Origin of the sequence: Aeromicrobium sp. Root344, assembly GCF_001425755.1 — a bacterium.
GTDB lineage: Bacteria > Actinomycetota > Actinomycetes > Propionibacteriales > Nocardioidaceae > Aeromicrobium.
In genome coordinates, this window is sequence record NZ_LMDH01000001.1 from 1,427,920 (window position 1) to 1,443,097 (window position 15,178).

13 protein-coding genes are annotated in these 15,178 nt (G+C 68.8%); 8 read left to right on the top strand and 5 right to left on the bottom strand.

The window, feature by feature from the left end:
* The first annotated feature begins 70 nt into the window (after positions 1 to 70).
* Both ASC61_RS07080 and ASC61_RS07085 read left to right on the top strand, forming a co-directional pair.
* A complete protein-coding gene (locus tag ASC61_RS07080; RefSeq protein WP_082530512.1) occupies positions 71 to 1,504 on the top strand; it encodes a CCA tRNA nucleotidyltransferase in 1,434 nt (477 codons plus the stop codon).
* Complete coding sequence (locus tag ASC61_RS07085) at positions 1,504 to 2,091, top strand: TetR/AcrR family transcriptional regulator (protein WP_056210631.1); 588 nt, start codon at positions 1,504 to 1,506, stop codon at positions 2,089 to 2,091. The genes ASC61_RS07080 and ASC61_RS07085 overlap by 1 nt, the downstream gene beginning before the upstream one ends.
* 47 nt (positions 2,092 to 2,138) lie before the next feature.
* Here ASC61_RS07085 and ASC61_RS07090 read toward each other — a convergent pair whose 3' ends face one another.
* Entirely contained in the window at positions 2,139 to 3,218 is a 1,080-nt protein-coding gene (locus tag ASC61_RS07090; RefSeq protein ID WP_056210632.1) for an inositol-3-phosphate synthase, read from the bottom strand.
* Between the two features lie 22 nt (positions 3,219 to 3,240).
* Positions 3,241 to 3,837, bottom strand: coding sequence for a PadR family transcriptional regulator (locus ASC61_RS07095; protein WP_056210633.1), 597 nt, complete (start codon positions 3,835 to 3,837; stop codon positions 3,241 to 3,243).
* Between the two features lie 193 nt (positions 3,838 to 4,030).
* On the opposite strand from ASC61_RS07095, the gene ASC61_RS07100 reads away from it, so the two are divergent.
* Positions 4,031 to 5,995 (top strand): transglycosylase domain-containing protein (locus tag ASC61_RS07100; protein ID WP_235503506.1); only part of this gene is annotated, 1,965 nt, incomplete at its 3' end.
* Between the two features lie 423 nt (positions 5,996 to 6,418).
* Here ASC61_RS07100 and ASC61_RS07110 read toward each other — a convergent pair.
* Complete coding sequence (locus ASC61_RS07110; RefSeq protein ID WP_056210636.1) at positions 6,419 to 7,453, bottom strand: alanine racemase; 1,035 nt, start codon at positions 7,451 to 7,453, stop codon at positions 6,419 to 6,421.
* A gap of 1 nt (position 7,454) precedes the next feature.
* Positions 7,455 to 8,588, bottom strand: a complete 1,134-nt coding sequence (locus ASC61_RS07115; RefSeq protein WP_056210637.1) for a lipid II:glycine glycyltransferase FemX — start codon at positions 8,586 to 8,588, stop codon at positions 7,455 to 7,457.
* Positions 8,589 to 8,657: 69 nt separating this feature from the next.
* Here ASC61_RS07115 and ASC61_RS07120 point away from each other — a divergent pair, with 69 nt between their 5' ends.
* Positions 8,658 to 9,536, top strand: a complete 879-nt coding sequence (locus ASC61_RS07120; RefSeq protein WP_056210638.1) for a siderophore-interacting protein — start codon at positions 8,658 to 8,660, stop codon at positions 9,534 to 9,536.
* Here ASC61_RS07120 and ASC61_RS07125 read toward each other — a convergent pair.
* A complete protein-coding gene (locus ASC61_RS07125; RefSeq protein WP_056210639.1) occupies positions 9,533 to 9,970 on the bottom strand; it encodes an HNH endonuclease in 438 nt (145 codons plus the stop codon). The two genes, ASC61_RS07120 and ASC61_RS07125, sit on opposite strands and share 4 nt — an antisense overlap.
* A gap of 237 nt (positions 9,971 to 10,207) precedes the next feature.
* On the opposite strand from ASC61_RS07125, the gene ASC61_RS07130 reads away from it, so the two are divergent.
* The 4 genes from ASC61_RS07130 (at position 10,208) to ASC61_RS07145 (ending at position 15,174) form a co-directional block, all read left to right on the top strand.
* Positions 10,208 to 11,710 (top strand): MDR family MFS transporter, encoded by a 1,503-nt coding sequence (locus ASC61_RS07130; RefSeq protein WP_082530515.1) that lies wholly within the window; start codon positions 10,208 to 10,210, stop codon positions 11,708 to 11,710.
* Positions 11,711 to 11,783: 73 nt separating this feature from the next.
* The gene (locus ASC61_RS07135) at positions 11,784 to 13,403 is read left to right on the top strand and encodes a circularly permuted type 2 ATP-grasp protein (protein WP_235503507.1); all 1,620 of its coding nucleotides are present in this window, start codon (positions 11,784 to 11,786) and stop codon (positions 13,401 to 13,403) included.
* On the top strand, positions 13,397 to 14,323 hold the full coding sequence (locus ASC61_RS07140; protein WP_056210640.1) for an alpha-E domain-containing protein: 927 nt from the start codon (positions 13,397 to 13,399) through the stop codon (positions 14,321 to 14,323). The genes ASC61_RS07135 and ASC61_RS07140 overlap by 7 nt, the downstream gene beginning before the upstream one ends.
* Positions 14,320 to 15,174, top strand: coding sequence for a transglutaminase family protein (locus tag ASC61_RS07145; RefSeq protein WP_200935399.1), 855 nt, complete (start codon positions 14,320 to 14,322; stop codon positions 15,172 to 15,174). Before ASC61_RS07140 ends, ASC61_RS07145 begins: the two co-directional genes overlap by 4 nt.
* The last annotated feature ends 4 nt before the right edge of the window (positions 15,175 to 15,178 follow it).

The following is a 15,178-nucleotide window of genomic DNA, read 5'->3' on the forward strand; positions in this document are numbered from 1 at the left end:
CCCGGCCCGTCGAAAGCATGTCCTTCGACGGGCTCAAGCACCAGATCGCGGGCCGATAGAGTATGTCCTCGTGCCCACGTCCACGCTGACCCCCGAACGCCGGGCCAGGATCGACGGCATCCTCGACGCCAATCCGTTCCTGGCCGAGGTCGGCGCGCTGTTCGAGGCCGCTGGCCACGAGCTCGCCATCGTCGGCGGTCCCGTGCGCGACGCGGTGCTGGGCCGGCCTGGCAACGACTGGGACTTCACGACCTCGGCCCGCCCCGCCGACATCGAGCGCATCGCCGGATCATGGGCCGACGCGATGTGGGACGTCGGGCGCGAGTTCGGCACGATCGGGCTCCGCAAGGGCGGTCACGACCTCGAGATCACGACCTACCGCAGCGATGCGTACGACCTCGCGTCCCGCAAGCCTGAGGTCCAGTTCGGCGACTCGCTCGACGGCGACCTGTCCCGCCGCGACTTCGCCGTCAACGCCATGGCGATCCGGCTGCCCTCGGCAGAGTTCGTCGACCTCTTCGGCGGTCAGGACGACCTCGACGAGGAGCTGCTCCGCACGCCGGTCACGCCGGAGCAGTCGTTCAGCGACGACCCCCTGCGCATGATGCGGGCCGCCCGCTTCGTGTCACAGCTCGGCTTCACGGCGGCGCCGGAGGTCGCGGCGGCGATGACCGAGATGGCGTCCCGCCTCGAGATCGTGTCGGCCGAACGTGTCCGCGACGAGCTCAACAAGCTCATCCTCGGTGCCCACCCCGTCGCCGGCCTGCGCTTGCTGGTCGAGACCGGGCTGGCGGCGCAGATGCTGCCCGAGCTGCCGGCGCTGATCCTCGAGCGCGACGAGCACCACCGTCACAAGGACGTCTACGAGCACTCGCTGACCGTGCTGGAGCAGGCGATCGCACTCGAGGGCCGGCTCGAGGAGCAGCCCGACCTCGTCATCCGCCTGGCCGCGCTGCTGCACGACATCGGCAAGCCCAAGACCCGCCGCTTCGCCGAAGGCGGCACCGTGACGTTCCACCACCACGACGTCGTCGGCGCCAAGCTCGTCCGCAAACGCATGCGGGGGCTCCGCTACAGCAACGACGTGACGGACCAGGTCGCGACGCTCGTCGAGCTGCACCTGCGGTTCCACGGCTACGGCTCGGGCGAATGGACCGACTCGGCCGTCCGCCGCTATGTCCGCGACGCCGGTGACCAGCTCGAGCGCCTGCACATCCTGACCCGCGCGGACTCCACGACGCGCAACCAGAAGAAGGCGATGCGCCTCCAGCGGACGTACGACGAGCTGGAGCAGCGGATCGCGGTGCTGGCGGAGCAGGAGGAGCTCAGCTCGATCCGGCCCGATCTCGACGGCGCGCAGATCATGAAGATCCTCGACATCCCTCCAGGGCCCGAGGTCGGCGAGGCCTACCGGTTCCTGCTCGACCTCCGGATGGATCGCGGCCCGCTGAGCGAGGCCGACGCGACCGAGGCACTCAAGGCGTTCTGGGCAGCGCGTAGCTGATGACCGAGCGGCACAGCGACGGGCGGATCGCGCGCGGGGAGCGTACGCGCGACGCGATCGTCGAGGCGCACGCCGGACTCCTGCGCGAGGGCGTGCTCAAGCCGACCGCCAAGGTCATCGCCGAGCGAGCCGGGGTGTCGCTGCGTACGCTCTGGCTCAACTTCAAGGACCTCGAGACGTTGCTGGAGGCGACGACGGCCTACTGGCTCGACGCCGACGCAGCGCTGCGCCGGCCGATCGACCCCGACCTGCCACTGGCCGACCGGATCGACCGCTATTGCACCCAGCGGGTCAGCCGCCTCGAGCACATCGCTCCGGCGGCCCGCTCGTCCGCGCTCGGCGAGCCGTTCTCGGCGGCGCTGCAGCGGAGCCGGCACGAGCACGTCGAGCGGGCCCTGCAGGACCTGGACGCGACGTTCGGCCGTGAGCTCGACGAGGCCGGCACCGACCGCACGGTCCTGGCCGATGCGCTGTTCGCCGCGTCCAGCTGGCCGGCCTGGTCGAGCCTGCGCGACGACCTCGGGCTCGACGCGGATGCGGCGACCGCCATCCTGCGCACGACTCTCACCCGGCTGCTCCGGGCATGACGAAGAGCCGGCCCCCATGGGACCGGCCCTTCACCGTTCAGCGAGCGTCAGCGCTCCACTTCACCCGCGATGTACTTCTCCAGCATCTCGCGACCGAGGTCGTCGGGACGCTGCTCCGGGGGCGACTTCATCAGGTAGGACGAGGCCGACAGCAGGGCGCCGCCGATGCCACGGTCCTTGGCGATTTTCGCGGCGCGGATCGCGTCGATGATGATGCCGGCGGAGTTGGGCGAGTCCCAGACCTCGAGCTTGTACTCGAGGTTGAGGGGGACGTCACCGAACGCGCGACCCTCGAGGCGTACGTAGGCCCACTTGCGGTCGTCGAGCCACTGGACGTAGTCGCTCGGGCCGATGTGGACGTTCTTGGCGCCGAGGTCGTGGTCGAGGTTCGACGTCACGGCCTGCGTCTTCGAGATCTTCTTGGACTCGAGGCGGTCACGCTCGAGCATGTTCTTGAAGTCCATGTTGCCGCCGACGTTGAGCTGGTACGTCCGGTCGAGGACGACGCCGCGATCCTGGAACAGCTTGGCCATCACGCGGTGGGTGATGGTCGCGCCGACCTGGCTCTTGATGTCGTCGCCGATGATCGGGACGCCGGCGTCCTCGAACTTCTTGGCCCACTCGGGGTCGGACGCGATGAACACGGGCAGGGCGTTGACGAACGCGACGTTGGCGTCGATCGCGCACTGCGCGTAGAACTTGTCGGCCTCCTCGGAGCCCACCGGGAGGTAGGAGACGAGGACGTCGGCCTGCGTGTCCTTGAGGACCTGGACGATGTCGACCGCCTGAGCGTCGGACTCCTCGATCGTCTCGCGGTAGTACTTGCCGAGTCCGTCGAGCGTGTTGCCCTTCTGGACGATGACGCCGGTCGGCGGCACGTCGGCGATCTTGATCGTGTTGTTCTCGCTGGCCTGCGTCGCCTCGGAGAGGTCGAAGCCGACCTTCTTGGCGTCGACGTCGAACGCGGCGACGAACTCGATGTCCTTGACGTGGTACTCACCGAACTCGACGTGCATGAGCCCGGGGACGTTGCCGGCGGGGTCAGCGTCCTTGTAGTACTCGACGCCCTGGATCAGGGACGTGGCGCAGTTGCCCACACCCACAATTGCTACGCGTACCGAACCCATGGGTTCTCCTTCATTGATGTGTTCACTTCTCGGTCGTGTTGAGGTCTGTGCTGGTCGTGCTGTCTGCCTCGGGATAGCCGCCGGAGCGTTCGCGGTCGATGAGCTCGGTCAACCAGGTGACCTCGCGCTCGACCGACTCCAGGCCGTGCCGCTGCAGCTCCAACGTGTAGGCGTCGACCCGGTCCCGCTTCCGCTGTCCTGCCTTGCGGACGTTGTCGAGTCGTTCCTCCAGCCGGCTTCGTCGTCCCTCGAGGATGCGAACCCTCGAGGCGGCATCGGTGCGCGCGAAAAATGCGAACCGTACGCCGAACGTCTCGTCGTCCCACGTCGACGGACCGGAGTCCTCGAGTGCCTGGGCGAAGTGTTCCTTGCCCTCGGCGGTGAGCTTGTAGACGATCTTGGCCCGTCGGCCCCGCGCCTCGGGCGTCACGGCTTCGTCGGCCACGATGTAGCCGTCCTTGCCGAGTGCCTTGAGTGCGGGGTAGAGCGTGCCGTAGGACAGGATGCGACCCCAGCCGAGCAGGGCGTTGACCTGCTTGCGCAGCTCGTAGCCATGCATCGGGGCATCGTGGAGCAGTCCAAGGACCGCCACCTCGAGTGCCGCGCCGCGTCGTGTCATCTACCTGTCCTGACAAAGAGTGCCGTTTGTTCGTATATCGGAACGATACATCTAATCGGTGTATCGGCAACACCCCGGTCGAGGTGACCCAGGCCACGCGCACCCCGGTCGATTAACCATTCCTCAGGTAGGTTCGGCACACTTGGTCGTTGACGGATCCGATTCCGGGATCCCCATGGAGGTAGACGGACCCTTGCCAGCACAGCGAAAGAAAGTAGCGAGCCCTGACGCGGGCGGCGGAAGGCTCAAGGCCTTCGCCCGCAAGATCGGCGGTCGTGGCCCCTGGTGGCTCAAGACGATCCGCTGGGTGTCCCTGCTGGGCGTGCTGGGTGTGGTGTTCCTCGCGGCGACGTTCTTCATCCTCTACCGCAGCATCAGCATCCCGAGCGAGAACGCGGCGTTCCAGACCCAGACGACCAAGGTCTACTACTCCGACGGCAAGCACGTGCTCGGCACGTTCGCGACGCAGGACCGCGAGAGCATCGGGATCGAGGACATCCCGGCCTCGATGCAGGCCGCAGCGATCGCCGCCGAGGACCGGACGTTCTACACCAATCGCGGCATCGACATCAAGGGCATCATCCGCGCCGCGCGCAACAACGCGACGAGCGGCCAGATCCAGGGCGGCGGCTCGACGATCACGCAGCAGTACGTCAAGATCCTCTACCTGACGCAGGAGCAGTCCTACAAGCGCAAGGTCAAGGAAGCGATCCTCTCGATCAAGATCCACAACCAGCTGAGCAAGAAGCAGATCCTCGAGGGATACCTCAACACGATCTACTTCGGCAACGGCGCCTACGGCGTCGAGGTGGCCTCGAGGACCTACTTCGACAAGCCCGCCTCGCAGCTCAATTACGCGCAGTCGGCGTTCCTCGCGACGATCATCAACAGCCCGACCTATTACGACCCGTACGCCGAGGGTGCCAAGGACCGCATCCAGCCCCGCTTCAACTACGTGCTCGCCGGCATGGTCAAGGACGGCGCGATCACGCAGGAACAGGCGTCGAAGTTCAGCGACCACCTGCCGAAGTTCGCCCCCAAGCGTGAGGTCAACCGGTTCAGTGGCTCCAAGGGCTATCTCCTCCAGCTCGTCAAGGAGAAGATGGACGGCCTGGAGTTCACGCCGCAGGAGGTCGACGGCGCCGGCCTGCGGATCACCACGACGTTCAACTACCGCAAGCAGAAGGACGCGATCGCGGCGATCAAGGCCTTCCGTCCGGCGGGCAAGAAGGAGCTCCACCAGTCCCTGGTCTCGATCAAGCCGGGGACCGGCGCGGTGCAGGCGATGTACGCCGGCCGCGACTATCTCAAGAACCAGTTCAACTGGGCGACCGAGAGGACCCAGCCGGGCTCGACGTTCAAGGCGTTCGCCGTGGTCGCGGCCCTCGAGAACGGCTACAGCCTCAAGACCAAGCTCAACGGCGCCTCGCCTCTGATCATCAACGGCAAGGCCGTGACGGAGAACCAGGGCGACAGTGGCGGTGAGTCGTTCGGCAGCGTGCCACTGTCGTTCGCGACGCAGAAGTCGATCAACACCGCGTTCGTCGACCTCATGGACCAGATGACGGACGGGCCGGAGAAGACGCTGCAGGCCGCCGCGCAGGCCGGTATCCCGTCGGGCCCGCTCGACCGGCTGAGGTCGGACGGACCGCCGCTCGTCACGCCGCTCGGCATCGAGCCGGTCGCGCCCGTCGACATGGCCAACGCCTACGCCACGATCGCGGCCCAGGGCAAGCGGGCCGAGTGGTACGTCATCGAGTCGGTCAAGGATGTCCACGGCAAGACCGAGTACAAGCACAAGGTCAAGACCGAGCAGACGATCCCCAAGGACGTCGCCGCCGACACCATCTCGGCGATGCAGAAGGTCGTCAACTCCGGCACCGCGGGCACGGGCTCGAACGCCAAGACGATCTGCCCGACGGCAGGCAAGACCGGCACTGCGACCGCGGGACCCACCGAGAAGCAGCACGTGTCCTCGTCGTGGTTCGCCGGCTACACGCCCAAGCTCGCCACCGCCGTCATGTACAACCGCGGCAAGCTCGGCAACGGTGACCTCGAGGGCTACATGGTCCCGTTCTTCGGTGGCCAGATCCCGGCCAAGACGTTCCAGGCCTACATGAACTCCGCGCTCGAGGGCACGGACTGTGGAACGTTCCCCNAAGGCGGCGAACATCAAGTCGACCAAGGGCACGACCTACAAGAAGCCGCCGCCGAAGTGTGCGAGCGACGAGCAGCTCAACTCCAGCAAGACCAAGTGCGTCGCCAAGCCGAAGCCGACCCCGACGCAGGAGCGGTGTGGCCCNCAACGAGCAGCCCGACGGCAACCTGGGCTGTGAGCCGACGACTCCGGTGACGTGCGACCCGCCGCAGGTGCTCGATCCCAAGACCAACACCTGTGTCACGCCCGAACCGACAGATCCGCAGCAGAACCGGGCGGCGTGCGAGGCAGCCGGCGGCAGCTGGAACATCTTCGACGATCCGCGGTGCACGTTGCCGGACAACAACGGCTGGGTGTTCCTGCTACCGCTGGCCGGACTCCTCGGCCTGCGCCGGCCGGAGGACGATGAGCTGGAGGAAGACCTCAGACAAGGTTGATGGCGTCGAACGTGGCGGTGGTGAACCGCACCGCCACGTCGACGCGGTCACCGACCTGAGGTGCCTGCGCCGAGGCGGGCAGGAAGACCATGCTCGCCTGCATGTGCGGGGGCTCGGCGAACCAGCGCTGCTTGCCGTCGATCGTGAACGGCGAGAGGGAGAAGCCGGCCGCCTCCAGGCCACCCTTGGCAAGTGACTTGCCACGCTGCACGACACCGGCCGACGCCTTGGGCGCCTCGAGGCCGATGCCGTTGCTGGTGCCGCCGGAGATGATCAGCAGTGCTCCGTCGCGCGGCATGGGCCGCTGCCGATAGCCGACCCGCTCGCCCCGCGCCACGAGATGGGTGTCGAGGACCGTCGCGCGTACGCTCAGCGCGCCGAGGTCACCGAGCCACAGCCCGGTGCCGATGCGGGGCCGGATGTCGAGCTGCGGCCGGCGCTCGCGCAGGATCGTCAGCTCGGCCGCGGTCAGGTGTGAGGCGTAGAACGTCGTGGTCTCGACCTGCGAGGTCTCGAGCGCGGCAGCCCAGTTCTCGGCCTCACGCAGGTTGGTGCCAGCCATCGGGAGGTGGATCGCGAAGCCTTCGACGCGCAGGTCACCGAGGGCCGCCACGGCGGCGGCGAGCTCGTGGCGGTCGAGGCCGTGCCGCGCCATCGACGTCTCGCCCTCGAGCAGCACGCGCGCCGTCGGGTCGGGCCCCGCGGCCAGTGCTGCGATGTCCTCGACCCGGCCGACCGTGTGGATGACCCGCTCGTCGTGGATCACGTCGGCGAAGAACGGTCGCCACGGGGTCAGCACCATGACGTCGCCACCGAAGGCGGCCAGCGCAGCGGGCACCTCGGCGTACGTGCCGACCGCGATGACGTCGAGCCCGAGCTCCTTGGCCTCGGTGGCGAGCAGGTCGCGGCCGAGACCGTAGCCGTTGCCCTTGATGACCGGGACGATGCCGGGCGTGCTCTCGACGACGGCCCGCAGGCCGCGGCGCCAGCGCTCGGCATCGATGTCCAGCTCGAAGGTCACGTCATCGCCTCTTCATGTATTGGGTGAAGCCGAGGTGCAGGGCGCGGTTGAGCGGCAGGTCCCACTCGCCGACGTACTCGACGGCCTCGCCACCCGTGCCGACCTTGAACTGGATCAGTCCGACGTGCGGGTCGTCGGGGTCGAGCGTCTCGGTGATGCCACGCATGTCGTACGCCGTCGCGCCGGCGGCCATGGCGTCGCGCATCATCTGCCACTGGACCGCGTTGGAGCCGCGGACGTCACGCTTGGCCGTGGTCGAGGCGCCGTAGGAGTACCAGGCGTGCTGGCCGACGCGGACCATCGTGGTCGCCGCGACGAGGTCGCCCTCGTGGCGCGCGAGGTAGAGCACCAGGCGGTCGGGCTCCTCGGCGGTCAGCGCATCCCACATGCGCTCGAAGTACGACAGCGGCCGGGGCGTGAAGTGGTCGCGCTCGGCGGTCTCGGCATACACCTGGTGGAACTCCGCCAGGTCGCCACGCTGACCGCGTACGACCTCGACACCAGCCTTGGTGGCCTTCTTGATGTTGCGCCGCCACTGCTGGTTCATGCCGGCGAGGACGTCGGCCTCGGACCGGTCGGCCAGGGGGATCTGGAAGTTGAACTTCGGCTGGCCGGCGGAGAACCCGTTCTCGGTCGGGAGCTCCTTCCAGCCGAGCCCGGCCAGGGTCGTGGCGACCGCGAGGGCGTCGTCGTCGCGCACGTCCGCGGGTACGTCGGACAGTGTCGTCAGCACGGGATCGGCGATGGCCTGCTTGATCGTCGCGGCGTGCCAGCGGCGCGAGACGACCGGGGGGCCCATGCGGATGCCGAACGCGCGCTGCTGCTTGAGGTGCGCGGCGAGCGGCGTCAGCCAGCGGCCGAGGTCGGGGTCGGTCCAGTCGATGTCGGGACCCTCGGGCAGGTAGGCGAGGTAGCGCTTGACCCGCGGCAGCTGCCGGTAGAGCACGAGTGCGGCCCCCACCAGGGCGCCGCCGTCGAACCAGCCGATCGACTCGCCCCGCCACTCGTTCTTGACCGTTGCCCACGCGGGGGTCTGCAGGAAGCTCACCGACGCCCGGCTCCGGATGAAGTCGAGGTGCTCCGAGGAGCTGATGGGCCGGACACTGAGGGGCCCTGGGCGGGGAGCTGACGTCACCCGGCCACGCTACCAACCGGCGGTAAGTTAGGCTGACCTAAGTTTGTGCAGCCGACGAGGGGACCGACAGTGAAGACGTACGCCGCCACGGTGCTGGGCCGCCGCCGACTCTCCGCCCACCTGGTCACCGTGACACTCGGTGTCGAAGGCTTCGTGTCGACCGGCGTGCCGGACGAGTACGTGCGCGTGCTGATCCCGCCCGCAGGTGCCGAGCTGGCGATCCCGGAGATCGACGAGGACTGGAACGTCACGTTGCCCGAGGGCGGCGTCGAGCCGGAGTCGAGGGTCTACACGGTCTCGGACCATCGAGTCGTCGACGGCGAGACCCGCATCGACCTCGACATCGCCCTGCACGACGAGGGCGTCGGCTCGGACTGGGCGCGCACGTGCCGGCCGGGCGACCGGGTCGGGCTGATCGAGCCACACGGGCTGTATGCCGCCCCGGCCGGGGTGGGCTGGCAGCTGCTGGTCGCCGACATCACCGGAGTGCCGGCGGTGGCGCGGATCCTGCGCGGGCTGGAGCCGGACCAGCAGGCCGAGGTCGTCATCGTGCTCCGCGACGCCGGCGACGAGATCCCGCTCCCGAGTCCCGCCGACGTGGAGATCACCTGGCAGGTCGTCGGCCGCGAGACCGACATCTGCGACGCTCTCGCGGAGGCAGTGACGTCGCGTGAGCTGCCCGCCGACGATCGCTACGTCTGGCTCGCCGGCGAGGCACGGGCGAGCCGCGCGGTGCGCCGCCATCTGCGTCGTGGGCTGGGCTGGCCGCAGGCCGACTTCTACACGTGCGGCTACTGGCAGATCGAGGCGGAGAAGTGGAACGCCCGCTATGAGCAGGTCGCCGACGAGGTGCAGGCCAAGGCCAAGGAGGTCGAGCAGGAGGTCGGCGACGACCAGGGCGCGTACCTCGATGCCCTCGACGACATCTACGAGAGCGTCGGGCTCTAGGCAACGACCAGGAACTGGGGTTGCCTCGGGGTGACCAGCAGGGTCATGCCCGCTTCGGCGGGGGTGCGGTCGGCCTTGCGGTGGTTGCAGCGTACGCACGCGGCGACCGCGTTGTCCCACGTCAGCGTCCCGCCGCGGCTGCGCGGCACGATGTGGTCGACGGTCTCGGCGCGGCCACCGCAATAGGCGCACATCTTGTCGCGGGCCTTGATCGCGCTCTTGGTGCACAGGTTGGAGCGTCGATGCATCCACCGGGTGACGACGTAGCGGACGAGGCGCAGGACCTTGGGGACGGGAAACGGCCCGAACGAGCCGCCGGCCTCTTCCTCGATGACCGCGACCTCGCGCACCAGCATCTTGATCGCGTGCCGCATCGAGACGCGCTGCAGGGGCTCGTAGCTCGCGTTGAGCACCAGGACGTATGCATCCGCCATCGGCCGGCCCCTTTCTGAGCGAAAGCGTAGCCGTCGTCGCAGGCAAATGGTCCGAAGAAGTCGAATCTCAACTAGTGTCGACCACTCGGAATGCCCGCCGAACGAGAGTGGTTGCACGTGGGCATGCCACGCCGGTCAAGAAATGTCTGACCCGCATGTCGAAATGGTGACCACTCATTCGTCGTACAGGTGAGGGTGGTCGACCGGCCCCCAGCACATCGAACCGAAGGACCAGCCATGACCGCGCACACCGAGGGCACTCCCGAGGCGTCGACAGGCCCCGAGCTCGACGAGTTCGAGGCCGACTTCGGCCCAGCTCCTGACGACACCGTCGACGTGGAGAAGACCCCGCTCGTCATCAAGCTCCTGGTCGCCGCCACGTTCGTCGTGATCCTCAACGAGACGATCATGATCAACGCGATGCCTCGCCTGATGGCGGACTTCGAGGTGACGGCGCGCACGGCACAGTGGATCTCGTCGATCTTCATGCTGACGATGGCGGCAGTCATCCCCATCACGGGCTGGTTCCTGCAGCGCGTCACCACGCGCACCGCCTACACGATCGCGATGACGACCTTCGGGATCGGCACGATCATCTGCGGCACGGCGCCGATCTTCGAGCTGCTGCTCGTCGGGCGCGCGGTCCAGGCCGCCGGCACCGCGGTGATGATGCCGCTGCTCATGACGACGGTCATGACCGTCGTGCCCGAGCAGGCCCGAGGCCGCGTCATGGGCAACATGATGCTGGCGATCTCGGTCGCGCCGGCGATGGGTCCGGCGGTCTCCGGTCTCATCCTCAACCTCGGAACGTGGAGGTTGATCTTCGCGTTCATGCTGCCCATCGCCGTCATCGTCTCGGTGCTCAGCCTGCGCCACCTCAAGAACGTCGGCGAGACCAACCGTGCACCGGTCAGCTGGTTCAGCGTCGTCGTCGCGGCGCTCGGCTTCGGCGCGCTGGTCTACGGGCTCAGCGAGGTCGGCGCCCGCAGCGCCGGCCAGCTGACGCTGCTGATCGGCGTCGGCGCAGCCCTCGTCGCGTTGTTCACGTTCTGGCAGCTCCGCCTGCAGCGCGTCGGCAGCCCACTGCTCGACCTGCGCGCGTTCCAGCACCGCACGTTCACCGTGACCCTCGCGCTGATGTCGACCGCGTTCATGGCGTTCCTCGGCTCGATGATCCTGCTGCCGCTCTACCTGCAGGACCTGCGCGGGCTGTCGGCGATCCAGACCGGGCTGCTCGTGATGCCGGGCGGCCTGGCCATGGGACTGCTCGGCCCGCGCGTCGGGGCGCTCTACGACAAGGTCGGCGCACGGCCGCTGGTGATCCCCGGCTCCATCCTGATGGTCGTCGCGCTGTTCACGATGAGCCGCGTGATCGACGCCGACACCCCCTATGCGTTGTTGCTCGGCCTGCACATCCTGTTGATGGTCAGCCTGGCGTCGATCTTCACCCCGGTGTTCACCCTCGGTCTGGGCGCTCTGCCGCCAGAGCTCTACTCGCACGGCAGCTCGATCCTCGGCACGCTGCAGCAGGTGGCGGGTGCCGTCGGCACCGCGGCCCTCGTGGTCATCCTCGAGAACCGCTCCAAGAGCCTGGCGTCCGGCGGGTCGACGGCCCACGAGGCGTTCGTGGGAGGCCTGCAGTGGGCGTTCGTCGCCGGCGCGGTGTTCGGCGTGATCGTCATCGCGCTGTCGCTGCTCCTGCCGGCCAAGGCCGACCAGCCCGCGGGTCCGGCGCACTAGGACCACCGGCCCCGGCCGGGCGGACGGCCGGGGCCGAAACACGCCGTTAGCAAATCTGTCCTACGGTGGACGCGTGGACATCCCCGAGCTCTTCGACGGCTACGGCCCGGTCGTCGGGTTCGACGAAATGATGGGTCCAGATCTCGACGGGCTGGGCTTCTCCACTGTTCGCGAGAATTACGGGACCATCCATGCGTCGTTCGAGAAGATGGGCGCCGACGAGATCCGGCTGCGCGCCGACTCGCTCGCGTCGTCCTACCTCGAGCAGGGCGTCACGTTCGGCGTCGCGGGTGAGGAGCGGCCGTTCCCGCTCGACATCGTCCCGCGCCTGATCGAGGCCGCGGACTGGGAGCACGTGGAGCGCGGCGTACGCCAGCGGGTGCTCGCGCTCGAGGCGTTCCTCGCCGATGCCTACGGGCCCGGCGAGCTGTTCGCCGACGGCGTGGTGCCGCGGGCGACCGTCATGACCTCGCCGCACTTCCATCGCGTCGTCGCCGGGCTCGAGCCGGCCAACGGTGTGCGTGTGCACGTCGCCGGGGTCGACCTGATCCGTGACGGCAACGGTGACTTCCGCGTGCTCGAGGACAACGTCCGGGTGCCGTCCGGCGTCTCGTACGTCATGACAAACCGCCGGGCGTTGTCGGCCGCGCTGCCCGAGGTGTTCGCGGACCACCGCATCCGCCCGGTGTCGCAGTACTCCCAGCAGCTCCTCGCGGCCCTGCGCAAGGCCGCGCCCGCCGGCGTCAGCGACCCGACGGTCGTCGTGCTGACGCCCGGCGTCTACAACTCGGCCTACTTCGAGCACACGCTGCTCGCCCGCACCATGGGGGTCGAGCTCGTCGAGGGCCGTGACCTCGTGTGCCGGTCCGGCCGGGTCATGATGCGGACGACCAACGGCCTCGAGCCCGTCGACGTGATCTATCGCCGCATCGACGACGACTTCCTCGACCCCGTGCAGTTCCGTGCCGACTCCGCGCTCGGCGTCCCCGGCATCATCAACGCCGCCCGCGCCGGTCACGTCACGATCGCCAACGCGGTCGGCAACGGGGTCGCCGACGACAAGCTGCTCTACACGTACGTCCCGGACCTCATCCGCTACTACCTGTCGGAGGAGCCGATCCTGCGCAACGTCGACACCTGGCGCATGGGCGAGCCGGAGCAGCGCGAAGAGGTGCTGGACCGCCTCGACGAGCTCGTGCTCAAGCCGGTCGACGGGTCGGGCGGCAAGGGCATCGTGATCGGTCCGGCGGCGTCGCGCGAGGAGCTCGACGAGCTGCGCGGCAAGATCCTGCTCGACCCGCGCGCCTGGATCGCGCAGCCGGTGATCTCGCTGTCGACCGTGCCCACGCTCGTCGAGGACGGCGTACGCCCGAGGCACGTCGACCTGCGGCCGTTCGCGGTGCACGACGGCGACGACGTGTTCGTGCTGCCCGGCGGCCTGACGCGCGTCGCGCTTCCTGAGGGCGAGCTGATCGTCAACTCGAGCCGGGGCGGCGGGTCCAAGGACACCTGGGTCCTGGCCAGCCCGACCGACCCGGAGGACGAGGGCGAGGGCGCACCCGCAGCGAGCCGCGTCGCCGGCACGCCCCAGTCCGCGGGACCCGCGATCGACGGTGACCCGACCGACCTCCAGGTGCAGGTGCAGGAACAACAGCAGCAGCAGGCACACGAGGACGAGGGCTCGTCATGCTGAGCCGCATCGCGCAGTCGCTGTTCTGGATCGGCCGCTACCTCGAGCGCGCCGACGACACGGCCCGCATCCTCGACGTCCAGATGCAGGTCCTGATCGAGGACCCCGGCATGGACGAGCGCACGTCGTGCGAACAGCTGCTCTCGGTCATGGGCGTCGAGGAGTACGTCGGCAACCCCAACCGCTGGATGATCCTCGACCTGCTCGCCCACAACGCCGACTCACCCGTCTCGATCGCCGCGGCCATCGGTGCCGCCCGCGAGAGTGCCCGGCGTGCGCGCGAGACGCTCTCGACCGACATCTGGGCCGCGATCAACACGACGTGGCGCGGCCTGCCGACGGCTCGCGCGATGCGCTCGCCCGACATGTTCGCGTGGGTTCGCAACCGCACCGCCATGATCTCCGGCATCGCCGACTCGACGATGACGCGTGACGAGGGCTGGCAGTTCTACATGCTCGGCCGCAGCATCGAGCGGGTCGACATGACCGCCCGCTTGCTCTCGACCGCCGCGCTGGCGTCCGGCCCGCAGGTCGCCTGGCCCACGACGCTGCGCGCCTGCGGAGCGTACGAGTCGTTCATCCGCGCCTATCGCGGCATCGAGGCCGACCGTCAGGCCGCCGAGTTCCTGCTGCTCGACCGCTGGTTCCCCCGCTCGATCGTGTCGTCCCTGGCGCAGGCCGAGAAGGCGCTGACCAAGCTCGAGCGCAGCGGCCAACGTACGGGCTTCAGCGACGAGGCCCAGCGCCTGCTCGGCCGGGCGCGCACCGAGCTGGAGTACCGCCCCCTCGCCGACATCGTCTTCGACCTCCCGGTGGAGATGGAGCGGCTTCAGCGCAGCTGCGCCGCGGCCAGCGATGCCGTGACGGCGCGCTACTTCGCCGAGTACGAGGAGCACACCTGGAGCGGCGGGGTGGTGTTGTGAGCCCGACGCAGCAGAGCATGCAGATGCGGATCCGGCACACGACGGGCTATCACTACGAGCGCGGCGCGGCGGCGTCGTTCAACGAGGCCCGCATGACGCCGATGACGACGTCGGAGCAGTACGTCCTGCGCTCGCGGCTCGAGATCAGCCCGACGCCGTGGAGCTATGAGTACCGCGACTACTGGGGCACCACCGTGACGTCGTTCGAGGTGCACGACCCGCACACCGACCTCACCGTCGTGGCCACGTCGACGGTCGAGACCCAGGACGTACCGGTCAGGCCGCACGGTGTCTCGTGGGAGGACCTGCCGGCGGTGCAGGACGACTACTGCGAGTTCCTCGAGCTCTCGTCGTGGGTCGCGCCGTCGCCGGCTCTGCTCACCGATCTTGCCGACATCCGGGCGTCGGCCTCGACGCCGGGCGACTACGCCCTCGCCGCGGCTGGCTTCCTGCACGACCAGGTCGCGTACGTACGCGGCAGCACCGAGGTCACCACGACCGCAGCTGACGCGTGGGACAGCAAGAACGGCGTGTGCCAGGACTTCGCCCACCTGACGCTCGGCGTGCTGCGCGAGGCGCGCATCCCGGCGCGCTACGTCTCGGGCTACCTGCACCCGTCGCCGGACCCCGTGATCGGCGAGGCGACCGCAGGCGAGTCGCACGCCTGGATCGAGTGGTGGGACGGCGAGTGGGTCGGCTGGGACCCGACCAACGCGATCGCGCCCGGACCGCGCCACGTCGTGGTCGCCAAGGGTCGCGACTACGGCGACAGCCCGCCCCTGCGCGGCATCTTCTCGACGTCGGGCGGCTCCGAGCTGTTCGTGGCGGTCGAGATCACCCGCTTGCGCTGAGCGG